Source organism: Prosthecobacter sp. Pr1, from assembly GCF_057652315.1.
Map to the genome: position 1 here is coordinate 204,677 of NZ_JBYFBS010000009.1, position 22,188 is coordinate 226,864.

Here is a 22,188-nt window from a genome sequence, read left to right on the forward strand (position 1 = left end):
CGCCGCTTCGCCACCATGAAGATCACCAAAGAAGCCCGCCGCACCTCCCGCCAGCTTTTCCGCGCCTGTATCGCAGACGGGAAACTGGATGACTCCCGCGTGCGCACCGTGGTCAACAGCGTGGCCCAAAGCAAGCCCCGTGGTTTCATCGGCATCCTCGATGCCTTCGCCCGCCTTGTGGGCAATGAAGTGGATCGTCAGCGTGCCGCCGTGGAAAGCGCCACCGCGCTGGCTCCAGCCACACAGTCCGAGCTCCAGGCCAGCCTCTCCAAGAAGTACGGCCGCCCGCTCACCCTCGAATTCAGTGTCAATCCAGAGCTGCTTGGCGGCATCCGCGTGAAAGTCGGTTCCGACGTTTGGGATGGCAGTGTCAAAGCCCGTCTCAAAGCCCTGTCAGACTCCCTTTCCGCTTAATTTCTTCCGCCCTCAGCCCCTCTCTCAGTTTTTTAAACCCGCAATACCATGAGCAACATCCTCCAGGAGATCGAATCCCAAATCGCCGGCCTCAAGACCGCCGTCACGAAGTCCAATGTGGGCATCGTACGTGAAATCGGTGACGGCGCAGCCAAGATTGAAGGCTTGAGCGATGTCATGCTCAACGAAATGATCGAGTTCCCGGGCGGTGTCTACGGCCTCGCTCTGAACCTCGAAGAAACCGAAGTCGGTTGCGTGCTTCTCGGCTCCGGCGAAAACGTCCGTGCAGGTGATGAAGTCAAGACCACCGGCCGCCTCCTCTCCGTGCCAGTCGGCAAGAGCCTCCTCGGTCGCGTCGTGAACGCCCTCGGTCAGGCCATCGACGGCAAAGGCGACATCAAGGGTGAAACCCAGTACCCTGTCGAAAAGCTCGCTCCTGGCATCATCGCCCGTAAGTCCGTCTCCGTCCCCGTGCAGACCGGCATCATGAGCATCGACGCCATGATCCCGATCGGCCGTGGCCAGCGCGAGCTGATCATCGGTGACCGTTCCACCGGCAAGACCACCATCGCGGTCGACACCATCATTTCCCAGGCGCAGCAGAACAAGGCCGCCGAACAGGGCAAGCTCAAGGGCCACAAGCCTCTCTACTGCATCTACGTCGCCATCGGCCAGAAGCAGTCGAACATCGCCCGTGTCGTCAAGACTCTCGAAGACGCCGGTGCCATGGAATACACCACCATCGTCAGCGCTTCCGCTTCTGACTCTGCGGTGAACCAGTATCTCGCTCCGTATTCCGGTTGCGCCATCGGTGAGTGGTTCATGGATCAGGGCCAGGATGTCCTCATCGTGTTCGATGACCTTTCCAAGCAGGCTGTTGCCTATCGTCAGGTTTCCCTCATCCTGAAGCGTCCTTCCGGTCGTGAAGCGTATCCGGGCGACGTGTTCTATCTCCACTCCCGTCTCCTTGAGCGTTCCTGCCGCGTCAGCGAAAACTACGGCGGTGGTTCCATGACCGCTCTGCCGATCATCGAGACCCAGGCTGGCGACGTGTCCGCTTACATCCCGACGAACGTGATCTCCATCACCGACGGCCAGATCTTCCTTGAGACCGACTTGTTCTATCAAGGCATCCGCCCTGCCATCTCCGTGGGTCTGTCCGTGTCCCGCGTGGGTTCCGCCGCTCAGACGAAGGCCATCAAGAAGGTTTCCGGCACCACCAAGCTCGATCTCGCCCAGTTCCGCGAACTTGCCGCTTTCGCCCAGTTCGGCTCCGACCTCGACGCTGGCACGAAAGCCAAGCTCGACCGCGGTGCCCGCATCGTGGAACTCTTCAAACAGCAGCAGTATCAGCCGAAGAGCCTGCCGATCATGGTCAGCACGCTTTACGCGATGCAGAAGGGCTACTTCGATTCCGTTTCTGTGGATCGCGTGAAGGAATTCCAGGCCAAACTGGAAGACTACCTCAGCACCCGCAAGAGCGAGCTCATGGATCAGCTCGCCAACGAAAAGACCCTCGACAATGTCGAAGCCGGCCTCAAGTCCGCCCTCGACGACTTCAAAGCCTCCTGGAAGTAACGCCCCCCGGTTTTCTGCTACACGCTCCTAGCTCCCCGCTCACATGCCCTCCACCCGCGACATCCGACGCCGAATCAAATCGGTCAAAAACACGGCCCAGATCACCAAGGCCATGCAGCTCGTCGCGGCTGCGAAGATGAAAAAAGCGCAGGACCAGGCCAGCCATGGCCGTGCCTACGCCGAAATGCTCAACAAGGTTCTCGTGAACCTGAAGGCGCACGCCGAAGAAGGCATCCACCCCTTCTTCGCCGAAGGCAAGGGAGACAAGACCCTCGTCCTCCTCATCGCATCCGACAAAGGTCTCTGCGGCGCCTTGAACACCAACCTGTTCAAGAAGCTCATCACCTCGCAGATCGAAGGTGAAGTCGAATACGTCACCATCGGCCGCAAAGCCGTGCAGGCCATCAATCGTCTGCGCCGCACTCTGGTCGCTGATTTCCCGATCAAGGACCCTGCCAAGTTCGCTGAAGTGCGCGCCGTCAGCCGCTTCATCCAGGAAAAGTATCGCACTGGCGAATACAAGAAGGTGCTCGTGATCTTCAACAACTTCATCAACACCGTCACCGTCCTTCCATCGGTCGAGCAGCTGCTGCCCGTGAATCCGGTGACTCTGGGTGGCAAACGTGACTTTGGCCACGAAATCACCCCGACTGCTGCGGATTCTCTGGAGTACAAATTTGAACCCAGCGCTCAGGTCGTCTTTGAAACCGTCCTGCCTCAGTACGTGAACGACACCGTTTATCAGATGGTGCTCGAATCCCGCGCCTCCGAGCACTCCAGCCGAATGGTGGCCATGAAGAACGCCACCGACAACGCCAAGCAGATGATCAAGGACCTCAGCCTTGAGTACAACAAGCTCCGTCAGGCCGCGATCACCAACGAACTCCTCGAAATCACCACCGCCAAGATGGCTCTTGAATAAGCCCCCTTCACTTCTCCCTTTTCACTTTTCCCTTCTTTTATGAGCAACATCGGCAAAATCGTTCAAGTCATCGGTCCCGTGGTGGACGTGGATTTCTCCGCCACTGGCAAGCTGCCCGGCATCTACAACGCCCTCGAAATCAACTTCAACCAGGCTGGCAAGCAGGTCCGCCTCACTTGCGAAGTTCAGAGCCACATGGGTGACGGCTGGGTCCGCTCCATCGCCATGATTTCCACGGAAGGCCTCAAGCGCGGCATGGACGTCCTCGACACCGGCGGCCCGATCACCGTTCCTGTGGGTGAAGAAGTCCTGGGTCGTATCTTCAACGTCACTGGTGACGCTTGCGATGACCAGGCCGCTCCTGTGACCCAGAAGCGCTACGCCATTCACCGCGCCGCTCCTGCTCTCGTTGATCAGAATCCTTCCGCTCAGATCCTCGAAACCGGCATCAAGGTCATCGACCTCATCTGCCCTTTCACCAAGGGTGGTAAAGTCGGCGCCTTCGGTGGTGCTGGCGTCGGCAAGACCGTCGTCATCATGGAGCTCATCAACAACATCGCCAAAGGCCACGGTGGTTACTCCGTGTTCGCCGGTGTGGGTGAGCGTACCCGTGAAGGGAACGACCTTTACCATGAAATGATCGAGTCCGACGTTATCAAGGTGAAGAAGAACGGCCACGACATCGTGAAGAACGACCAGGGCGGTTACATCAGCGAGCCCGGATCCAAGGTGGCCCTTGTGTATGGCCAGATGAACGAGCCTCCAGGTGCCCGTCTCCGCGTCGCCCTCTCCGCCCTCTCCATGGCCGAGTACTTCCGCGATGAAAAGAATCAGGACGTGCTCTTCTTCGTGGACAACGTCTTCCGTTTCTCCCAGGCCGGTTCCGAAGTGTCCGCTCTCCTTGGACGTACGCCTTCCGCCGTGGGTTACCAGCCGACTCTTGCCGCAGAAATGGGCATGATGCAGGAACGAATCACCTCCACCAAGACCGGTTCCATCACGTCCTTCCAGGCCGTTTACGTCCCTGCGGATGACTTGACCGACCCTGCCCCGGCCAACACCTTCGCCCATCTTGACTCCACCGTCGTGCTTGAGCGTTCCCTCGCCGAGCTGGGCATCTACCCTGCTGTGGATCCTCTCGCCTCCGTGTCCAAGGCCCTCGCGCCTGAAATCGTCGGCGAAGAGCATTACCGCGTGGCCCGTGGCGTGCAGCGCGTCCTTCAGCGCTACAAAGACCTTCAGGACATCATCGCCATTCTCGGCATGGACGAACTCAGCGAAGAAGACAAACTCACCGTCTTCCGTGCTCGTAAGCTCCAGCGCTTCCTTTCCCAGCCCTTCCACGTCGCTGAAATCTTCACCGGCACCAAAGGCGAATACGTCAAGGTCGCCGACACCATCAAGGGTTTCGCCGAAATTCTCGACGGCAAGCACGACAGCGTCCCTGAAGCCAACTTCTACATGAAGGGCGGCATCGACTCCGTTAAGAAGGACTAATCCACTGCGCTGCCAACCAACGGCGTATTCATTCGTCATTCTGATTTCGTCATTCGTCATTTCTCCATCTCATGCCTCTTAAACTGGAAATCGTCACCCCTGAAGCCCGCATCTACTCCGATGAGGTCGATACCGTCGTGCTTCCGGGGTATGAGGGTGAAATGGGCGTCCTGCCTGCGCACAGCAATCTCGTGACCACCCTGGTCCCCGGAGAGCTGCGCATCACCAAGGGTGGCAAAACCATCGAACTCGCCGTCGGCGAAGGCTTGGTCGAAGTCACCGGTTCCGTCACCCGCATCCTCACCGATGCCGCTGTGGACGCCGACAAGATCGACGAAAAAGCCGCTGAGGAAGCCATCGCCCGCGCGAAAATGGCCCTCGAAAACCTCAAGCCAGGCGAACATCAGGAAGAAGTCGCCGCCGCCATGGCAGCCATCCAGCGCGCCACCATCCACCTCAACATCAAGCGCAAGCGCAAGACCATTTGAGTTGGAGCACCTAGATTCGCTCCACCCCGGAGCACAGCAGACCATGAGACTTCCATCTCATGGTCTTTTTTTGGACTGCGCTTGCTCGGCGAGGAACGAAGGCCGCAGACCATGTTTTGTAGTCCCGGCTTTAGCCGGTTCCGGCGTGTTATGCGCCCACCTTCCTTGCCGCAATTCGCACACATCTAGCTCCCCCCAAGGAGCGGGACTTGCCAAGTCCCGGCCTGCTCCCATTCTCGCTTCAGCGTAGGAAGGACACAGACCATGTTTTGTAGTCCCGGCTTTAGCCGGTTCCGGCGTGTTATGCGCCCACCTTCCTTGCCGCAATTCGCACACATCTATCAGCGCGCCGCGCCCCCCCAAGGAGCGGGACTTGCCAAGTCCCGACCTGCTCCCATTCTCGCTTCAGCGTATCGAGAACGAATCCACAATCCGCTGCACCGCAGGACCACGCGAGATCGGCATGCCATAATAGGCAAACAGCAGACCGACCATCCGGCCTTTATCAATGAACGTGTAGTTCAAGAAGGATTGATTGGTCTCCGGCTTGCGCGCTTCGCAGCGCATCGCTTCACGTCCGCCTACCGTCACCAGTTGCGGCTTGCTGAACTTCGTGAAGCCCTTCGCACTCCAGGCGCGCTGGTAATCCTTGATGAAATAAGGGTCTTTGACTCCCTTGTGGCTGGTATCAGGCGCCGTGATCAGAGCAAACACGATGCCCCCGGGTTGGTCGCCGTTATCATGCGCCGCGCCCAGCAGCCGCCCCTCCCCCTTCGTTTTAGGCATCACCTTCCAGCCGTCTGGCAAAAAGAACGAGATGTGCTGGCTGGGAAAGGAGACCATCTCACCACCCGCCACAGGCTGGCGTTGGGGCTTGGAGGCCGTGGCGCAGCTCATCAATGACAGGGCGCTCGTGAGCAGGATGAACAGGGAAATTTTCTTCATGGTAGGTCCCCGCAGTTGCCTCGTACCCCGCCCGGGTCAAGCGGCAAAGTGGCCAGTTGCCTGCCCCGAGCCGCTCATCAGCTCCAGCCCCCAAATTCTTGAGGAGGTGAATTCCAACGCGACCGCACCTTTGTAGTTGGCATATGCGGCTTTTCCCCGGAGTCTCCGGCCAGCAACCTCTCCTACCTATGTCCACTGCCTTTGGCTGTTTTGTTGGATTCCTCGTCTGGTTCCTGATGCGTTACCTGATTGCCGGATTTTATACGGTGAACCAAAACGAACGCGCGGTAAAAACCAGCTTCGGCCGTGCTCAACGCGTCGGCAATCTCCGCACGATCAATGACCCCGTCGCCGAGCATCTCACCGCTGATCAGAAATTGCGCTACGACTACCCACAGGTGCGCGTCATCCAGCCGGGCGGCCCCTATTTCAAATGGCCCTGGGAAAAGGTGTACAAGGTCGACATCGCCACCAGCACCGTGAACATGGCCTGGGATCCCGATGATCCCACCGCCAACAACTCCGGCAGCATTCTTGATGCCGTCACCAAGGATCAGCTCAACGTCGGGCTCAATGGCCAGATCCGCTTCCGCGTTTCGGAGCGCAATCTCTACGCCTTCGTCTTCGGCGTGAAGAACGCCTACGCCCACGTCATGGGCTACTTCGTCAGCGTCCTGCGCGAGCGCATCGCCACCTTTGAGGCACCGCCTGATCCCGCTGCCGATCCGGAGCACTCCGCCGCCTCCACCATCGGCATCTCGATCAACGACATCCGCAAAAACATGCGCGATCTCAACGAGCACATGGACCACGAATGCCAGAGCTCCTCCGCTCGTTACGGCATCGTGTTGGACGCCTCCCTGATCACCGGCATCGACCCGCCGCATGAAGTCGAGTCCGCGCTCGCCGCCATCAACACCGCCTACAATCAGGTTTCCTCAGACATCAGCCTCGCCCAGGCCAGCGCCGATCAAAAAATCGTGCAGTCCCAGCGTGCCGTCGAAATCGAAACGCTCAAAGCCCAGGCCGAAGTCGAGCCCCTCAAGTGCCTCGCCTCCCAGCTCCTCGATTTGAAAACCCGTGGCACCGCCGCCCTGCGCTCCTACGTGCGCAATGTCCGCCTCGCCCTCTTCGACAAGGCCAGCCAGGTCTTCGTCGAAACCCGCAGAGATTAAACCCAGCACAAAGAACCAGGAACCAACAACACACTTCCATGGACGCTTTCTCCCATTTCCTTCTCGCCGCCGCAGTCACCTTCATCGGCTGCAGCATCGCAGTGCCGCTCATCCTCACCATCGGTCGCATCATCGGACTCTATGCCGTCGTGCAGGAGCGCCGCAGCCAGGTGTACCTGCTCTTTGGCAAGGTCGTCGGCACCCTCGACGAACCCGGCCTGCACTTCCTGCCCGCGAAACTCGGCCCCGCTGCATTCCTGGTCAACTGGCTCGGCAAATGCCACATCGTCGATCTGCGATTGGACCAGATGTACCTGCGCAGCCAGCCGGTCAATTCCGAAGAAGGCGCCCCCATGGGCATCGGCATCTGGTATGAGATGTTTGTCAGCGACCCCGTCTCCTTCCTCTTCAAAAACACCGATCCACGCGGCTCTCTCTCCGCCAACGTCAGCAACTCCACCGTGCGCTGCCTCAGCAATCTGCCGCTCGCCAAGATGCTCGTGAACCGTCACGTCATGAGCGACACCGTGCGCAACGAAGTCACGCCCAAGTCCCATGAATGGGGCTACAAACTCGGCAGCGTCTACATCCGCAAGGTCCACTTCCGCGATGCCATGATGATCAAGCAGATCGAAAGCAAGGTCGTCAACCGTCTCCGTCAGGTCACCTCCGCCATCAAGCAGGACGGCGTCAATCAGGTCAGCGTCATCACCAGCACCGCCGAAAAAACCGCCGCCATCGAGCTCGCCAAAGCCGCAGCCGTCCGCCCAGAAATCGTCGGCAACGCCCTCCGCGACATCTCCAATGACCCCGACGTCGCCCAGGCCGTCTTCGATGTCCTCGAAGCCCAAAAAATCATCAACGGCAAAGCCACCGTCACCCTCATGCCCGCATCATCCAGTGGTCTGCTCACCGATTTGCTCGCTGCACAGCCTGCGCGAGGAAACGGTGGTCCGCCGCCGGTCAAGGCGTGATAAGTCTGGTCACACGCTAATTGGCTTATCGGGACCTTTCCTCCCGCCATTTCCGTCGCTTGCATTCCCCCTCCGTCTGCTACACTCGCTCTCCCGCCAATCTGGCATTCGTCATTCTATAATTTCGTCATTCGTCATTTCTTTCCTTCATGTCTCACAGAGTCCTCATCATCGGAGCCGGCGGCGTTGGCCGCGTTGTCGTTCATAAATGCGCCCAGCTTCCCGATGTATTCGGCGAGATCATGCTGGCCAGCCGCACCAAGTCCAAGTGCGACAGCATCGCCGCAGAACTGAAGCGCCCGATTCAAACCGCCGCCGTGGATGCGGACAACGTGCCGGAGCTGGTCAAGCTGCTGAAAAGCTACAAGCCCGAAGTCGTCATCAATGTCGCGCTGCCCTATCAGGATCTCACCATCATGGACGCCTGCCTCGAAGCCGGCGTGCATTACATCGACACCGCCAACTACGAGCCGCGTGACGTGGCCAAGTTTGAGTACCACTGGCAGTGGGCCTACCAGGACAAGTTCAAGAAAGCGGGCCTCACCGCCCTGCTCGGCTGCGGCTTTGACCCGGGCGTGACGAATGTGTACACCGCCTACGCGATGAAGCACCACTTCTCGAAGATCGACACACTCGACATCCTCGACTGCAACGCCGGCGACCACGGCAAGGCTTTCGCCACGAACTTCAATCCTGAGATCAACCTGCGCGAAGTCACCGCCAACGGCCGCTACTGGCAGGATGGCAAGTGGGTGGAAACCAAGCCCCTCGAAATCAAACGCAGCTTCCCCTTCCCCGCCGGCATCGGCGCGAAGAACATCTACTGCCTCTACCACGAGGAGCTGGAGTCGCTCACCAAACACTTCGACATCCGCCGCGCACGTTTCTGGATGACCTTTGGCGACGCCTACATCAAGCACATGGAAGTGCTGGTGAACGTGGGCATGACCGGCATCCATCCCGTGAAGCACAAGGGCGTGGATATCATCCCCATCGAATTCCTCAAGACCCTTCTCCCCGAACCCGGCACCCTCGGTGCAGATACGAAGGGCAAGACCTGCATCGGCAACTGGATCGAAGGCCTCGACAAAAACGGCAAGCCGCTGCGCTACTACGTGTACAACATCTGCGACCATCAGGAGTGCTACGTTGAAACCAACTCCCAGGGCGTCAGCTACACCACGGGTGTGCCCGCCATGATCGCCGCGCGTCAGCTCCTCACCAATCCCGCCGAGTACCGCCAGCCCGGCGTCTGGAACATCGAGCAGCTCAATCCAGATCCCTTCATGGCTGACCTGAACGCCTACGGCCTGCCATGGCTGGAGACGTGGCCCACGGAGCCTCTGCCAGGAGAGTAATCCACTCCCACCCCGCTCATATGAGAACCCGATTCGCAGCAGCGTGCTTCACCTGCTGCGTCGGGTTCTGGATGGTTGGGAAAGCACAGACTACTGAGGATCGCTGTGCCGATGTCTTGAGTGTCTCTGCCGTGATCGATACCAGCCTCGATTCTGATTTTTTCAGATCCAAGCAAGCGTCCTATCCCTGGCACATCATCGAGCATGATGACGGCCACTTGGAAGACACCATTGCCGGAGGCCCGGCAAACCGCAAAACAGTCAGCAAGATCGAGCACACCGCCAGCTGCATCTCCACCCACCAAGGAGAGCACCTCATGTCCTTCTGTGATGCGACCCTACGCGGACAAGGAGTGGATCTGGTCATCACCGGTGGCATGCCCGCCTATGCAAGCATGTTGACGGTCAAGCTCGACGAAAAGAAGCAGATCACCTGCGCCTTCGAAGCCACCTACCCCATGACCATTCCAGGCGAAAAGCTTCAGTGGCGCATCACCAAGAAAGCGTTTCGCATGAAAAGCGATCAGCTCAAACCCGGCACCCGTTTGCTCGGCTGGCTGACGGTGGAGTTTGAAGAGATCACCACCCTCAAGGGCAAAGAGACCCGCAGGAGCTACAAGATCGAAGGTTATGTAAAGCCGGTGATTCAACGCGCCGCAACACAGCGATAGACGGAGTTGAAGCAGTCAAACTGGGCCAGACTGCGCACCGTGCTGTTTGGACTATTCCTTGACCTCTTGACGGCTTGCGCTCCGCTCCACTCCCCCATGTCTCTGACCCTCATCCTCACCCACCCCGGCGGCTCCCATAAAGACGAACTCCTCGCCTGCAGCCTCCTCGCCGCCGTGCACCGCGTGCCCATCGTGCGCCGCGAACCCACCCCGGAGGATCTCGCCGATCCCACGATTGCCGTCGTCGATGTCGGCGGCGAGCATGCCCCGGAGCGCAACAACTTCGACCACCATCAATTCCCTGCCGACCATCCTCCCGTCTGCGCCCTGAGCCTCGTGCTGCAGCATCTCGGCGTCTATGAAGACGCCCGCCAGTTCTGCGACTGGCTGGAGCCCGCCGAATGGTTCGACACCCGCGGCCCCAACGTCACCGCCAAGTGGCTTGGTGTGGACCGCAACACCATGAACAAGCTCAACTCCCCCATCGACATCACCGTGCTGCGTCGCTTCGCCAAAGCCAAGCGCCTGGAGCCCGGCGAGCCCCTCTGGGAAATCCTCAGCTACATCGGTGCCGATCTCCTCGAGTACCTGCGCGAACTCCGCACCCGCCTCGACTACATCGCCCAGCAGGCGCAAATCTGGACCGTGGACGAGCACGAAATCCTCTTCCTCCCCCGCACCGATCCCATGCCCGACGAGCCCTCCGCCGGCATAGATCGTTACCTCGCCACCATCGGCAAAGCCACCACCGTCGCCGCCCTCATCTACCCCGACCGCCGCGGCTACGGCTACGGCCTCTCCCGCCACAACGACAACCCTCTCTACGACTTCACCCGCATCGAAAAACAACCCGACGTCCACTTCGCCCACGCCCGTGGCTTTGTGGCGAAGACGTCAGCAGCTGAGATTGGGAGAGTGAAGGAATTGTTGGGATTGGCAAAAGTGTAGTGGCCAAGCCGTCAAGCAGGGGCAGGTGTTGTCAAGGTGGTCAAGTGTCGAGCCTTGACACTCTTGACAATTTCTTGACTCCTCGGCCTTGGTTTCGGTCCCCTTGCCATTTCCTTTGCGAGCGTTTAGTCTCATCTCATGCTGATCCACCGTCTCAAAGTCTCTGGCCTGCTGTCTTTCGGGCTCAAGGGGATCGACCTGCCCATGAGGAAGCTGAATGTGTTGATCGGCCCGAACGGATCAGGGAAGAGCAACCTGCTGGAAGTGATCAACCTCTTTCGCGAAGCACCTTCCCCGCTGCATTCCATCGCGGGCCCCATCCTTGAAGACGGCGGCATCTCGGAATGGCTTTGGAAGGAAGGAGCAAAGGGGGATGGTGAACCCATGCGTGCTGAAATCTCCTGCACCATGACCGCCACCAAGAAAAACGAGTTTTACCAGCATGAGCTGTCCTTCGATGCTGTGGGCCAATCGCTCAGCATGGGGTCCGAGCAAATCACAATAACAAAACCCGGAAAGGCAGAGCCAGAGCCAGTTTATATCATGACGCCCTTTGGTGGATTGCTTTCATCAGGCCCAGGAAAACGCGCTCGCAAACTCGAGGTCGATGAGATCAATCCAAAAGCCTCGATTCTGGCGCAGGTGCGCGACCCTGGCCGCTACAAGATTCTGCAATACCTTCAGGACAACTATTCCAAAATCCAGATGTATAGGGACTGGAGCTTTGGGCCGCACGCCTCTCTGCGGAAGCCGGGAAAAACAGATGACCGCAGCGATGCACTGGGCCGCTCCGGTCAAAACCTCGCCGTGGTGGCGGCGGCTATGAGCGGGAAAGTGAAGAAGCAAGTGATCAAGGCCATGCAGGTGCTCTATGCCGACATCCAAGACATTCATGTTCGCCCAGTTGCCGGTGGAAGCCTGCAACTTTATCTCGAAGAAGCGAATGAAGTGGAGATCCCCGCGAGCCGTCTTTCAGACGGAACCCTGCGCTACCTGTCTCTGCTGATCATCTTGCTGGATTCCAGCCCGCCGCCACTCATCGCCATCGAAGAACCGGAAATAGGTCTGCACCCCGATGTGATTCCCCAGGTGGCACGGCTGCTCAAAGAAGCTTCTGAACGCACGCAACTGGTCGTCACCACTCACTCGCGCATGCTTATCGATACCCTGGGCGATGATCCCGAATCAGTTATTGTCTGCGAGAAGCACGATGGCGAATCGGTCTTTGAACGGCTGGATGCCAAACGATTGAAGGACTGGCTGGAAAAATACTCTCTGGGCGATCTGTGGAGCAAAGGCGAACTGGGGGGCAACCGCTGGTGAAGGTCAAACTCTACATCGAAGGGGGCGGCGACTCCCATTTGCAAGACACGGAGTTTCGTGCGGCCTGGGCGGCGTTCTTCGAGAAAGCGGGCCTAAGGACCTTGCGCAAGATGCCCGCGACGTTTCGTGGCGGTGGTCGCGCACAAACTTTTGATGCCTACTGCACCGCCGTGAAAAACCGCAGGCAGGATGAACTGCCGCTGCTGCTGGTGGACAGCGAAGATCTGGTGACCACCGGCCCCAGTGCGTGGAAACACCTGAAAGTGCGCGATGGCTGGAGCAAGCCTGCGGGCGCAGGCAATCACGATGCATTCTTGATGATCACCTGCATGGAGACCTGGTTCTTGGCAGACCGAACGTCACTGAAGCAATTCTTTCACGGCTGCTGGCGAGATCCGTCTCTGCCCAAGTGGCCCCAGCTTGAAGCCGTGGAAAAGACGAAAGTCTTTCGTGCATTGGATCAAGCCACGGCTGCATGCGGCGCACGCAAGTATTCGAAGGGCAGCGTGTCGTTTGAGGTCTTGCAATGCATCGAACCGGCTGAGGTCGAAAAAGCCTGCCCTGCGGCCCAGGCGCTCTTGGAGCGCTTGCGTGGTATTTGAGCCAGATGAGGCCAAAGCCGTCAAGCAGGGTCAAGGTGGTCAAGCATCGCGCCTTGACCCCGTTGACCACTCCTGGACCATTTGCCTCCCGCCCTACAGCCTCCGCTCCTTCACCTCCGCCGCAATCTCCGCAAGGAACTCAGCGATCGGCTTCACGCCAAGATCGCCCTTCTTGCTGTGACGGACGGCGACGCACTGCGCAGCCGCTTCCTTCTCGCCAAGAACGAGCATGTAAGGAATCCGATCAAGCTGGGCCAAACGAATCTTCGCCCCAATCTTATCCGCATCATTGTTCAATGAGACACGCAGACCAGCATCCTTAAGCTGCGCATAGATCTCATCCGCAAAGGCGTCCACCTTCTCGCTGATGGTCAAAATGCGCACCTGCTCAGGCGCAAGCCAAGTCGGGAAATGACCGGCGAAGTGCTCGATGAGCACGCCGCAGAAACGCTCCATGCTGCCGAACGGCGCACGATGGATCATCACCGGGCGATGAGGACGGTTGTCAGCGCCGTTGTAAGTCAGGTCAAAGCGCACAGGCAGGACGTAGTCCACCTGCACGGTGCCCAGCTGCCATTCGCGGCCAATGACGTCTTTGATCACGAAATCGATCTTCGGTCCGTAGAACGCAGCTTCGCCGGGCTCCTCCGTAAAAGGCACGCCCAGCGTGGCAGCGGCTTCGCGGCAGGCGGCTTCGGCCTTGTCCCACTGCTCCGGATTGCCCGTGAACTTGCTGCTGTCCGGATCACGCAGACCCACACGCACGCGATAGTCATGCATGCCCAGCGTATTCAGCACGATCTTCACCAGACTGAGGCAGCCGAGCACTTCCTTGGCCACCTGGTCTTCGGTGCAGAACAGATGCGCGTCATCCTGCGTGAAACCACGCACACGCGTCATGCCGTTCAACTCACCGCTCTGCTCCCAGCGATACACCGTGCCGAACTCGGCAAGGCGCACCGGCAGGTCGCGATAACTGCGCGGCTGGCTGTCGTAAATCTTGATGTGATGCGGGCAGTTCATCGGCTTCAGCAGGAAACCGTCGAGCAGCTTGTCATCTGGCAGCACACGGTCTTCCGTGATGACTTCCTTGCCGGCACGCTCATTGAGCTGCTGGCGCATGCGCGCAGACACAGCACCGAGGCGCTCCATGACTTCACAGCAGCCGCAGCCTTCCTTGATCACCTTCGCGAGGTCATCGTTTTCAATGACGGGCGCGAACTGGCTGTCCTTGTAATACGGGAAATGTCCGCTGGTCTTGTAGAGACCCACCTTGCCGATGTGCGGCGTGAAGACCTGGCTGTAGCCCTGCTTGCGCAGCTCTTCGCTGATGAAGTTCTGCAGTTCCTGACGCAGGATCGCGCCATTCGGCGTCCAAAGGATGAGCCCCTGCCCCACTTCTTCGTCGATGTGGAAGAGCTTCAATTCCTTGCCCAGCTTGCGGTGGTCACGCTTCTTCGCCTCTTCGAGCTGTTCCAGATGCTTCGCGAGTTCTTCGCTCGTCGGGAAAGCCGTGCCATACAAGCGCTGCAGCTGCGGCTTCGTGTCGTCGCCCATGTAGAAAGCGCTCGCCACGGACATAATTTTGACGTGCTTGCACTTGCCGCTGTAGCCCACGTGCGGACCTGCACAGAGGTCAATGAAGTCCCCGTTCTGGAAGGTGGAGATCTGCTCGCCTTCAGGAATCTTTTCCAGCAGGTCCAGTTTGAACGTGCTCGGATTCCCCGGACGCTCCGTCAGACCACCCAGACGGCCCGATTTCGCCAGCGCGATGGCCTCGTCACGGCTGACGCCCTTCCATTCAAATTTCTGGTTCTCCTTCGAGATCTTCTTCATCTCCGCCTCGATCTTCTCGAAGTCATCCGGCGTGATGCGGTGATCCGGCAGATCAAAGTCGTAGTAGAAGCCGTTTTCCACCGGCGGGCCGTAGGCAAACTGGGCGTTCGGCCACAGGCGCAGGATGGCGGTGGCCATCACGTGGGCACAGGAGTGGCGCAGGCGATCGATGTCAGACATCTGAGCGCGTTCTTCGAGGGTCTTGCGGGCTTCGGACATGGTTGTAAGTGGGGCCGTGTCCATGCCGCAGGACGCGACGAGATTCAAGATGATAACGACAGGGAAAGCAGCCGAGGGCATTCTCCGCCTCCAGCCCCCCATCAAATGAGGCCCTACAGCTCCGGCGTCGAAAACTCCACACCGACGTCCATGCTCAGGAACGCACCTGACGGCCCGAAATACCGTCCCGTCACCGGCATCACGCCGCGCGGGTGGTGACTCGTCCCGGTGACGATGTGCCGGTGCTCGCACCGTTTTCCCGTCGTCGGGTCAAAGCCACGCCAGCCAAGCTGGGGAAAATACACCTCGGCCCACGCATGGGTCGAGCCACGTGCCGCACGCGTCGCCTGGCAGTCCAGATATCCGCTGGCAAAGCGCGCGGCGATGCCCAGATGCCGCAGCGTTTCCATCATCAGCGTCGCCACGTCGCGGCACGATCCGCTGCCCAGAGACAAGGTGGTTCCCGGCGTCTGCACCCCCTTCTGCTCGCGGCGCATGTAGCGAATTTTTTGGTGGATGGCTTCCGCCGCTTGCAGCACGAAAGCCTCGGCACTTGGAAACTCCCTGGGGTTGGGCAGTGTGTCGATCCAAACCTGCATGGTGGCCGTTTCCTCGGCGAAGACCGGTGTCATATACCCCTTCAGGATGGCCTGCTCCAGCAGATCATACTCCAGCGGATAGGGATTCGGGCTGTGCGGCTTTTGGGGTGGTGTGTCCGGCGAAAAAAAGCGCCTCACCACCACATCCACATCAAATTTCAACTCCTTGCCCGGCTCACGAAAATGCGCATAGGCGATTGAGTTCCCGAAAACATCCCATGCCCACGTCACATCCGCCGCGGGCGTGATGGAGAGACTCAGCTGCTCCACCCGCAAGTCGTGCCCCTCTCGCGGGCGGATCACCAGACGATGCATGTCGAAGGTCACCGGCTCCGCATATTGGTAGTGCGTGCGGTGAATGATCCTCAGCAGATGGCTGTCGCTCATGGCTCGATCAGTACGGCCCTGCCCGCCAGATCGGCGGCGCTGAGCGGTTGAAATTCATCCGACACACAGGACACCGACATGCCGGTCATCTGCATCTGGCCAAAAATCGTGGCCACGGCGGCGTCTGCAGCATCGCGCCCGGTGGCGATGCGGACCAACCCGTTGAGCGCAGCCCGTTGCGTGGGATCAAAAATGAACCACCGGTTTCCGATGCAGGCCTCAAAACAGGCGTGAAAATCTGGCGGCTGCATGCCGCAGGCATATCCCGCAAAATAACGGGCCGGAATAGAAAGCGCCCGGCAGAAAGCGATTCCGAGGTGGGCAAAATCACGGCACACACCCGCGCGCTGCGTCACCGTGTCATAGGCGGAGGTCTCCTCATTCGTCGTGCCGCTGAGGTAGTCGATGTTTTCAAAGATCCAGTCCGCGATGGCCACCGTCTGATGATAGGGATGCTCGATGCTGCCAAACATCTTCATCGCCAGCCGTCCCATCCGGTCAGACTGGCAGTAGCGGCTCGGGAACAGATACGAAATGGCCGAACGATGGATCTCCGAGATCGGGATGCCCTGAATCTCTTCATGATCGACCAACTTGTGCCGCGTCTCGGCCACCACCGCGTAGCTCACCTCCAGCTTTGTGGCATCGCCTGTTTCCAATCGGATGTAGCGGTTCCCGCTCGCACCTGCCGGCAGTTCTTCCCACACCACACCAGGCGTCACAGAGAAGGCTTCCAGCCGCAGCTTTTGATTCTGCGTGGCAAGCGCATGGATGCTCAGCAGCATCGTGCTTCTCATCAGCACGTCATATTGAAGTTCAGTGTTGATTTGAAAAGCCATGTCTGGGAGCATCGCCCTGAAGAAGAAACAAGCAACGGACCAATCGCCGGTATCTCAGATCACTCTCAGCGCAGGGCGGCGGGAAACAGGAACGCGCATCCGCCACCGTATGCTCGGCATAGCCGCCGTCGAGGGTAGAGCCGGTGAACTTGGCCTCATCGCACAGGCTTTCGCGATCACTGCAGCGGCAGGCCGAAAGTCATTCAGCGCCCACCACGCGCGGACTGGGATTTCGGACTCGCTTTCAACTGGCGAACCCCTCGGTCCTCACGCAGGTCTTTGGACTGCTTGAAGTTGTTGTCATGCTTGCGGGGCCGGCTGGCGGTCTCGCTGTGGTTGGCCCCCAGCTTGCGTGGAAGAGGCTTCGCTGGGGTTTCAGGGGTGGCGTTCGTGGCTGTGGTTTTCGTTTTCATGGCGGTGATGTGATCTTGTCATGGGCACGCATCTGCGGCTGCTCGTGGTTTGGTCATTGCCGGGCGGATCATGCGCTGACGGGAGGCTTCGCTGCGGGTGCGTCATTCTTCTCAACGTCCTCAAACGAACGCCGCACCGTTTCAATCTGCTGCCGGTAATGCTCGGCGTCGCCGTAGTCGAAGAAGTGCCGGTAGCGGCTGTGCATGGATTTCATGCGCAGCGCATGCTTGATGGGGCACCAGTACTGCTCCGTGCGCGCGGCGATCTCCGTGGCGCAGGCCAGCACGCCGTTGGCATAGCCGCAGTACTCGCAGTTGAATTTCTCCGCCCAGTTCAGGTAGGCCAGATGCCGCCGGTCCAGCCGGATGTAGTCGCTGCGCTTCACCTTCGGAATGCCGTAGACAGGAAAGCAGATGGCCTGGTACACGATCATGGCCACATCCAGCAGTGCGATGGGGATGAAGCACGCCCAGATCACCGGCGTGGTGAGCAGGATCATGAAACGCGAGTCACGGATGTAGCTGGCAAATCTCTTCACCAGCAGCTTGTGCCGTGCGTGTGCTTCCTCGGTGAAGCGCACCTTGCCCTGGCGCACCTCGTAGAAGAACTCCAGCTCCTTCTTCTGCAGCTCGCGCAGAATTTCCTTTTCCAGCGCGTGCATCTTTTCCAACAGGGTGTCGAGTTTTTCGTTCATAAGCTGAAGATTTAAATCATCGACCGAAGCTGAGGCCCGAAGCGGCTCATGGCGATTCTTATCATGCAGCGCGGGTTGTCTTCCATGCCTCCATGGGTGCGCCTGGGAGCTAAAGCTTAGGATCAATATCCGCACAGGATTCGCAATGATATGACACGAAGAGCCCTTTTATCAGCCTGCGGGATTACGTTTAAATGAGTGACGAATTCATCCCATCCACACCATGAACACGCTCAACACCATCCTCGTTGCCGTTGATTTCTCCACCGGATCTCGCGCCGCGCTTGAACAGGCTTCCCGGATTGCCCGGCTGCAGAGTGCCAAACTCCACGTGCTGCATGTCGTGGATTCCTCAGCCGTGGCCACCCTGGCCGCCAGCCGTGAATCCGCCTATGAAAGCCAGGCCACCACGGCGACTGAGGGTGCCCGGACCGCGCTCCATGCCTGGCTGGCACAGTCTGAGGTGCCCGCCGATGCCGAGGTCACCATTGCCATGGGCACCCCGCTGCATGAAATCCTTGAGCACGTGCGCAGCTTGAAGGCGGACCTGCTTGTGGCCGGGATCGCAGGCACCGGCCAGACACTCGCAGGAGCGGGATCCGTCTCCGGCAGACTCGCCCGCAAGTCTCCGTCCCGCGTGCTGCTGGTGCGCTCCACTCACCCGCATGCCTTTAAGAAGGTCGTGGCCTGCATTGACTTCTCAGACACCGCCAAAGAAGTGGTGGCTGCGGCGCGCCGTATCGCCATCAAAGACTCGGCCAGCGTGGATTTCCTGCATGTGTGGCAGGAGCCGCTGATCTCTTCACCCTATGGCGGTTCAGCAGATGCATTGATCGGCATAGGCCACCCCACCGTGGTATTCACGCCTGCGGAGCGGCAGACGCTCATCGAGGGCCTGCGCCGGGAGCTGCACGAGTTCGTCAAGGAGGCCGCCGAAGGCATCCAGTCCAGAGAAGTGCTGCTGGAATCATTGAACTACGGCAACGGCATCGTGGCCCATGCCGAGGAGGCAAAGGCCGACTTGATCATCCTCGGCGGCAAAGGCCGCACCAATCTGCGCTACGTCCTCATGGGATCCACGGCGGAGCGTTTGCTCACCCGGCTGCCATGCTCGGTGCTCGTGGTCAGGCCGCCCGTCGCAGCCTGAGCCGTTTTGTCCCCGCTCCTTGACTGCACAAGAACGGAACCAAACACGCCACCTCAGGCTGAGCAGGCCGTCATGCCGCGTGTCATCTTCAACCAACCAACCACCCCACCACCATGATTGCCAAATTTGAAATCGAATACGTCATCCATCCCCAGCACAACCACCGCGTGGACACCCACCGCACGGACGATCCCGTTGAAGCAGAGGACTTCCTCATGAACCTGCTCATCGTCGGCGCACGCATCAGTGCGATCAAGCATGAGGGTGCCGAACTCGAAGCGGGGCAGGCAGACCGCATGCTGCGCGTGGCCGCAGAGCGCCTGGCCTCGCGCCTGCTGGGCAGGTCTCTCGATCTGGACTCGGTGCAGGTGAAGCATCGCTTCGGCTTCGCCGCCTGATTCACTGCCACGCTCCGCCCCCATGAAACTCAAGTTCTTCTCCGCCATGACGGCACTGCTGGGATTCGCCTCCTGCATGCAGATGGAGCCCCCTCATCAGGTGGACTTTGTGACCGAAGTGAAACCTCTGCTCGAAACACGCTGCCTGGAGTGCCACCAGCACCACTACGTCTGCGCAGGGCTGAATCTGGAGACGAAAAAACTGGCCATGAAGGGCGGCCGCAGCGGTGCGGTGATCATCCCCGGCTCGCCGCACCAGAGCCTTCTCTACAAAGTGCTGCTGCTGGGGCACGAAAGCCCCGTGGCCATGCCACCCACACCGGAAGGCATGGAGCAGGAAGGCGCGCAGCTTCTGCATGACTGGATTCAACAAGGCGCCACCTGGCCGGAGAACACGCGTCTGGTGCCGCCGCAGGAATGGAAGAAAAAACACAGCTGATCAAGCCATGGCCCGCAGATCCTGCCCTTTGTCCAAGGTTTACGGCCTGCTGGAGCCCGGCCCGGTTGTCCTCGTGACGACAGCCCACAAGGACTGCCGCGACGTCATGACGCTGTCATGGCACATGATGCTTGAGTTTGAGCCCCCGCTGGTGGCCATCGTCATGAGTGACCGCAACCATTCCTTCAGCCTGCTCAAAGCCAGCAAGGAATGCGTCATCAACATCCCCACCCTGGAGCTGGCAGAAAAGGTGGTGGGCTGCGGCAATACCTCGGGTGCCAAGATCGACAAATTCAAACGCTTCAACCTCACGCCGATGCCCGCCAAAAAGGTCGGCGCACCACTCATCGCCGAGTGCCATGCCAGCCTGGAGTGCCGGGTGGTGGACACGCGGATGGTGTCCCAATACTCGCTATTCGTTCTCGAAGTCGTTCAGGCATGGATGGATCCCGCCGTGAAAAATCCCCGCACCCTCCATCACCGCGGCTACGGCAGCTTCATGGTGGCCGGTGAAACGATCAAACTGAAATCGAAGATGAAGTAACAGGATCTGCACCTGCTCGTTTTTTTCATTGTGCTTTGGCATGGAACCTCGCCACAATTAAGCACGAATGACTGACTACTCCGGCATGACCAAAGCTGAGCTCATTGAACGGCTCAAACTCCTCGAGGCAGACCACCTGCCCGGGGCCAAACCGCCCGACGGGCAGCACATTCTGGTCAAGGAGTTGATCGACCTCAAGGCGGCGCTGGACGCCCACTCCATCGTCGCCACCACAGACGCACGCGGCATCATCACCTATGTGAATGACAAGTTCTGCGAGATCTCCAAATACAGCCGCAGCGAGCTCCTAGGCCAGGACCACCGCATCATCAATTCCGGTCATCATTCCAAGGAGTTCTTCCACGACCTCTGGAGCACCATCGGCCATGGCAAAACATGGAAAGGGGAGATCCGCAACCGCGCCAAGGACGGCAGCATCTACTGGGTGCACACCACGATCTTCCCCTTCGTGGACGCCGCCGGCAAGCCCCAGCAGTACATCGCCATCCGCACCGACATCACCCAGCGCAAGCGCGATGAAGAAAAGCTCGCCGAACTCGCCCAGACCCTCGCCGAAAAGAACAAGGAGCTGGAGGCCATCGTCTACGTGGCATCGCACGATCTGCGCTCCCCCTTGGTGAACATTCAGGGCTTCAGCCGCGAGCTTGCACGCACCTGCGAAGCCCTGCACAAAACCCTCGCCGCCACACCAGACACCACCGTGCCCAAGGCCGATCTGCGGCCGGCCATCGAGGAAGACATCCCTGAATCCCTGGGCTTCATCCAGGCCGGCGTCTCCAAAATCGACTCCCTGCTCAAAGGCCTGCTGCGCTTCTCGCGTCTGGGCCGTGCGGCCCTCACGGTCGAGCCCTTGTCCATGCAGGAGATGATCCAGCAGATCGCCCACTCCATGGAGTTTCAGCTCCAGCAGGCCGGTGCCCGGCTGGATATCAGCCCTCTTCCCGACTGCCTCGGTGACGCCACGCAGATCAACCAGGTCTTCTCCAACCTCCTCGACAACGCCATCAAGTACCTCGATCCCACGCGCCCCGGACTCATCAGCATCAGCGGCCGGACGGAGGGCACCCACGTGACCTACGAGGTCAAGGACAACGGCATCGGCATCGCCCCCGCTCACCAGCAGAAGGCATTCGAAATTTTTCACCGGCTGAACCCCTCGCACAGCCAGGGAGAAGGTCTCGGCCTCACCATCGCCCAGCGCATTCTGGAGCGCCTGGATGGAAAAATCTGGGTCGAGTCCAGCCCGGATCATGGCAGCATCTTTTTTGTCAGCTTGCCAGCCTTGCCCACCAAGTCTAAGCGTTGATCATGACAGAAGAGGTAGTCATTATCATCGCCGAAGATGACGCCGGCCACGCACGGTTGATTCAAAAAAATCTGGGCCGCGTGGGCCTGCACAATCCTGTTCAGTTTTTTGAAAACGGCCAGGATGTGCTCGACTTTCTCTTTCGCCGCGGTCCCGGACCGCACCGCAAAAGTGACACCGCGTATCTGCTGATGCTGGACATCCGCATGCCCAAGGTGGATGGCGTCGAAGCCCTGCGCCAGATCAAGGAAGACCCCTCCCTGCGCAAGCTGCCCGTGATCATGCTCACCACCACGGATGATCCGCGCGAGATCGAGCGCTGCCACCTCCTCGGCTGCAACAGCTACATCGTCAAACCTGTGGACTACGATAAGTTTGCCGAGGCCATCAAGCAGCTCGGCATGTTCGTCTCCCTCGTGCAGGTGCCTGAGATCAATGGCCAGCCCTGAC

The 22,188-nt window shown here is 59.4% G+C and carries 24 protein-coding genes and 2 pseudogenes; 19 read left to right on the forward strand and 7 right to left on the reverse strand.

The annotated features are described in order from the left end of the window. Positions 1-15 precede the first annotated feature (15 nt). The 5 genes from atpH to atpC all read left to right on the forward strand — a co-directional run bounded on the left by atpH (position 16) and on the right by atpC (position 4,899). Positions 16-414: an ATP synthase F1 subunit delta gene (gene atpH / locus AC24GY_RS16395; RefSeq protein WP_487685208.1), complete on the forward strand. Its 399-nt coding sequence runs from the start codon at positions 16-18 to the stop codon at positions 412-414. 48 nt (positions 415-462) lie between these two features. Then, positions 463-1,992, forward strand: a complete 1,530-nt coding sequence (gene atpA, locus AC24GY_RS16400; RefSeq protein ID WP_397381613.1) for a F0F1 ATP synthase subunit alpha — start codon at positions 463-465, stop codon at positions 1,990-1,992. Between the two features lie 43 nt (positions 1,993-2,035). Continuing rightward, the gene (atpG, locus tag AC24GY_RS16405; RefSeq protein ID WP_422320034.1) at positions 2,036-2,914 is read left to right on the forward strand and encodes an ATP synthase F1 subunit gamma; all 879 of its coding nucleotides are present in this window, start codon (positions 2,036-2,038) and stop codon (positions 2,912-2,914) included. A 39-nt stretch (positions 2,915-2,953) separates the two neighbouring features. Next, complete coding sequence (gene atpD / locus AC24GY_RS16410) at positions 2,954-4,411, forward strand: F0F1 ATP synthase subunit beta (RefSeq protein ID WP_422320033.1); 1,458 nt, start codon at positions 2,954-2,956, stop codon at positions 4,409-4,411. Positions 4,412-4,482: 71 nt separating this feature from the next. Beyond that, complete coding sequence (gene atpC / locus AC24GY_RS16415; RefSeq protein ID WP_422320032.1) at positions 4,483-4,899, forward strand: ATP synthase F1 subunit epsilon; 417 nt, start codon at positions 4,483-4,485, stop codon at positions 4,897-4,899. A gap of 405 nt (positions 4,900-5,304) precedes the next feature. On the opposite strand, the gene AC24GY_RS16420 is transcribed toward atpC, so the two are convergent. Further along, positions 5,305-5,844, reverse strand: coding sequence for a hypothetical protein (locus AC24GY_RS16420; protein WP_487685213.1), 540 nt, complete (start codon positions 5,842-5,844; stop codon positions 5,305-5,307). A 188-nt stretch (positions 5,845-6,032) separates the two neighbouring features. Between AC24GY_RS16420 and AC24GY_RS16425 the strand changes: the two genes are divergently transcribed. From AC24GY_RS16425 to AC24GY_RS16460, 8 genes and pseudogenes are all read left to right on the forward strand, one after another. Beyond that, the gene (locus AC24GY_RS16425) at positions 6,033-7,019 is read left to right on the forward strand and encodes an SPFH domain-containing protein (RefSeq protein ID WP_487685216.1); all 987 of its coding nucleotides are present in this window, start codon (positions 6,033-6,035) and stop codon (positions 7,017-7,019) included. A 38-nt stretch (positions 7,020-7,057) separates the two neighbouring features. After that, positions 7,058-7,993, forward strand: coding sequence for an SPFH domain-containing protein (locus tag AC24GY_RS16430; protein WP_487685219.1), 936 nt, complete (start codon positions 7,058-7,060; stop codon positions 7,991-7,993). Positions 7,994-8,142: 149 nt separating this feature from the next. Then, positions 8,143-9,351, forward strand: coding sequence for a saccharopine dehydrogenase family protein (locus AC24GY_RS16435; RefSeq protein WP_487685222.1), 1,209 nt, complete (start codon positions 8,143-8,145; stop codon positions 9,349-9,351). Positions 9,352-9,467: 116 nt separating this feature from the next. Further along, positions 9,468-10,022 (forward strand): hypothetical protein, encoded by a 555-nt coding sequence (locus tag AC24GY_RS16440; RefSeq protein WP_487685225.1) that lies wholly within the window; start codon positions 9,468-9,470, stop codon positions 10,020-10,022. Positions 10,023-10,118: 96 nt separating this feature from the next. Next, positions 10,119-10,970: an MYG1 family protein gene (locus tag AC24GY_RS16445; RefSeq protein WP_487685228.1), complete on the forward strand. Its 852-nt coding sequence runs from the start codon at positions 10,119-10,121 to the stop codon at positions 10,968-10,970. Between the two features lie 204 nt (positions 10,971-11,174). Next, positions 11,175-11,282 (forward strand): annotated as a pseudogene (locus AC24GY_RS16450) (AAA family ATPase); the annotation flags it as partial. Positions 11,283-11,378: 96 nt separating this feature from the next. Continuing rightward, positions 11,379-12,293, forward strand: coding sequence for an AAA family ATPase (locus tag AC24GY_RS16455; RefSeq protein WP_487685293.1), 915 nt, complete (start codon positions 11,379-11,381; stop codon positions 12,291-12,293). After that, a complete protein-coding gene (locus AC24GY_RS16460) occupies positions 12,290-12,895 on the forward strand; it encodes a DUF4276 family protein (protein WP_487685231.1) in 606 nt (201 codons plus the stop codon). The genes AC24GY_RS16455 and AC24GY_RS16460 overlap by 4 nt, the downstream gene beginning before the upstream one ends. A gap of 93 nt (positions 12,896-12,988) precedes the next feature. Here the strand turns inward: AC24GY_RS16460 and thrS are convergent, their stop codons facing one another. From thrS to AC24GY_RS16490, 6 genes and pseudogenes are all read right to left on the reverse strand, one after another. After that, positions 12,989-14,950 (reverse strand): threonine--tRNA ligase, encoded by a 1,962-nt coding sequence (thrS, locus tag AC24GY_RS16465; protein WP_294401065.1) that lies wholly within the window; start codon positions 14,948-14,950, stop codon positions 12,989-12,991. Between the two features lie 113 nt (positions 14,951-15,063). Next, a complete protein-coding gene (locus AC24GY_RS16470; RefSeq protein WP_487685234.1) occupies positions 15,064-15,936 on the reverse strand; it encodes a transglutaminase family protein in 873 nt (290 codons plus the stop codon). Beyond that, the gene (locus tag AC24GY_RS16475) at positions 15,933-16,775 is read right to left on the reverse strand and encodes a transglutaminase-like domain-containing protein (protein ID WP_487685237.1); all 843 of its coding nucleotides are present in this window, start codon (positions 16,773-16,775) and stop codon (positions 15,933-15,935) included. The genes AC24GY_RS16470 and AC24GY_RS16475 overlap by 4 nt, the downstream gene beginning before the upstream one ends. 73 nt (positions 16,776-16,848) lie before the next feature. Then, positions 16,849-16,956: pseudogene (locus tag AC24GY_RS16480) on the reverse strand (alcohol dehydrogenase); the annotation flags it as partial. A gap of 22 nt (positions 16,957-16,978) precedes the next feature. Further along, positions 16,979-17,188, reverse strand: coding sequence for a hypothetical protein (locus AC24GY_RS16485; protein WP_487685240.1), 210 nt, complete (start codon positions 17,186-17,188; stop codon positions 16,979-16,981). A gap of 68 nt (positions 17,189-17,256) precedes the next feature. Further along, entirely contained in the window at positions 17,257-17,883 is a 627-nt protein-coding gene (locus tag AC24GY_RS16490; RefSeq protein ID WP_487685243.1) for a hypothetical protein, read from the reverse strand. A gap of 223 nt (positions 17,884-18,106) precedes the next feature. On the opposite strand from AC24GY_RS16490, the gene AC24GY_RS16495 reads away from it, so the two are divergent. The 6 genes from AC24GY_RS16495 (at position 18,107) to AC24GY_RS16520 (ending at position 22,187) form a co-directional block, all read left to right on the forward strand. Continuing rightward, complete coding sequence (locus AC24GY_RS16495; protein WP_487685246.1) at positions 18,107-19,030, forward strand: universal stress protein; 924 nt, start codon at positions 18,107-18,109, stop codon at positions 19,028-19,030. 113 nt (positions 19,031-19,143) lie between these two features. Next, entirely contained in the window at positions 19,144-19,428 is a 285-nt protein-coding gene (locus tag AC24GY_RS16500) for a hypothetical protein (protein ID WP_422316060.1), read from the forward strand. A gap of 22 nt (positions 19,429-19,450) precedes the next feature. Continuing rightward, positions 19,451-19,867 carry a c-type cytochrome domain-containing protein gene (locus AC24GY_RS16505; RefSeq protein ID WP_422316058.1) on the forward strand — a complete coding sequence of 139 codons (417 nt, stop codon included), beginning with the start codon at positions 19,451-19,453 and terminating at the stop codon, positions 19,865-19,867. A 7-nt stretch (positions 19,868-19,874) separates the two neighbouring features. Then, positions 19,875-20,411: a flavin reductase family protein gene (locus tag AC24GY_RS16510; protein ID WP_487685250.1), complete on the forward strand. Its 537-nt coding sequence runs from the start codon at positions 19,875-19,877 to the stop codon at positions 20,409-20,411. Between the two features lie 67 nt (positions 20,412-20,478). Further along, positions 20,479-21,738: an ATP-binding protein gene (locus tag AC24GY_RS16515; protein ID WP_487685253.1), complete on the forward strand. Its 1,260-nt coding sequence runs from the start codon at positions 20,479-20,481 to the stop codon at positions 21,736-21,738. A gap of 2 nt (positions 21,739-21,740) precedes the next feature. Then, a complete protein-coding gene (locus tag AC24GY_RS16520; RefSeq protein WP_422316053.1) occupies positions 21,741-22,187 on the forward strand; it encodes a response regulator in 447 nt (148 codons plus the stop codon). The last annotated feature ends 1 nt before the right edge of the window (position 22,188 follow it).

Coding starts and splice junctions, on each gene's coding strand:
- AC24GY_RS16510 (WP_487685250.1), top strand. CDS start 19,875: ATGGCCCGCAGATCCTGCCCTTTGTCCAAGGTTTACGGCCTGCTGGAG.
- AC24GY_RS16500 (WP_422316060.1), top strand. CDS start 19,144: ATGATTGCCAAATTTGAAATCGAATACGTCATCCATCCCCAGCACAAC.
- atpA (WP_397381613.1), top strand. CDS start 463: ATGAGCAACATCCTCCAGGAGATCGAATCCCAAATCGCCGGCCTCAAG.
- AC24GY_RS16515 (WP_487685253.1), top strand. CDS start 20,479: ATGACTGACTACTCCGGCATGACCAAAGCTGAGCTCATTGAACGGCTC.
- thrS (WP_294401065.1), bottom strand. CDS start 14,950: ATGTCCGAAGCCCGCAAGACCCTCGAAGAACGCGCTCAGATGTCTGAC.
- atpC (WP_422320032.1), top strand. CDS start 4,483: ATGCCTCTTAAACTGGAAATCGTCACCCCTGAAGCCCGCATCTACTCC.
- atpH (WP_487685208.1), top strand. CDS start 16: ATGAAGATCACCAAAGAAGCCCGCCGCACCTCCCGCCAGCTTTTCCGC.
- AC24GY_RS16505 (WP_422316058.1), top strand. CDS start 19,451: ATGAAACTCAAGTTCTTCTCCGCCATGACGGCACTGCTGGGATTCGCC.
- AC24GY_RS16490 (WP_487685243.1), bottom strand. CDS start 17,883: ATGAACGAAAAACTCGACACCCTGTTGGAAAAGATGCACGCGCTGGAA.
- AC24GY_RS16430 (WP_487685219.1), top strand. CDS start 7,058: ATGGACGCTTTCTCCCATTTCCTTCTCGCCGCCGCAGTCACCTTCATC.
- atpG (WP_422320034.1), top strand. CDS start 2,036: ATGCCCTCCACCCGCGACATCCGACGCCGAATCAAATCGGTCAAAAAC.
- AC24GY_RS16455 (WP_487685293.1), top strand. CDS start 11,379: ATGACCGCCACCAAGAAAAACGAGTTTTACCAGCATGAGCTGTCCTTC.
- AC24GY_RS16470 (WP_487685234.1), bottom strand. CDS start 15,936: ATGAGCGACAGCCATCTGCTGAGGATCATTCACCGCACGCACTACCAA.
- AC24GY_RS16520 (WP_422316053.1), top strand. CDS start 21,741: ATGACAGAAGAGGTAGTCATTATCATCGCCGAAGATGACGCCGGCCAC.
- AC24GY_RS16475 (WP_487685237.1), bottom strand. CDS start 16,775: ATGGCTTTTCAAATCAACACTGAACTTCAATATGACGTGCTGATGAGA.
- AC24GY_RS16425 (WP_487685216.1), top strand. CDS start 6,033: ATGTCCACTGCCTTTGGCTGTTTTGTTGGATTCCTCGTCTGGTTCCTG.
- AC24GY_RS16420 (WP_487685213.1), bottom strand. CDS start 5,844: ATGAAGAAAATTTCCCTGTTCATCCTGCTCACGAGCGCCCTGTCATTG.
- AC24GY_RS16435 (WP_487685222.1), top strand. CDS start 8,143: ATGTCTCACAGAGTCCTCATCATCGGAGCCGGCGGCGTTGGCCGCGTT.
- AC24GY_RS16485 (WP_487685240.1), bottom strand. CDS start 17,188: ATGAAAACGAAAACCACAGCCACGAACGCCACCCCTGAAACCCCAGCG.
- AC24GY_RS16445 (WP_487685228.1), top strand. CDS start 10,119: ATGTCTCTGACCCTCATCCTCACCCACCCCGGCGGCTCCCATAAAGAC.
- AC24GY_RS16495 (WP_487685246.1), top strand. CDS start 18,107: ATGAACACGCTCAACACCATCCTCGTTGCCGTTGATTTCTCCACCGGA.
- atpD (WP_422320033.1), top strand. CDS start 2,954: ATGAGCAACATCGGCAAAATCGTTCAAGTCATCGGTCCCGTGGTGGAC.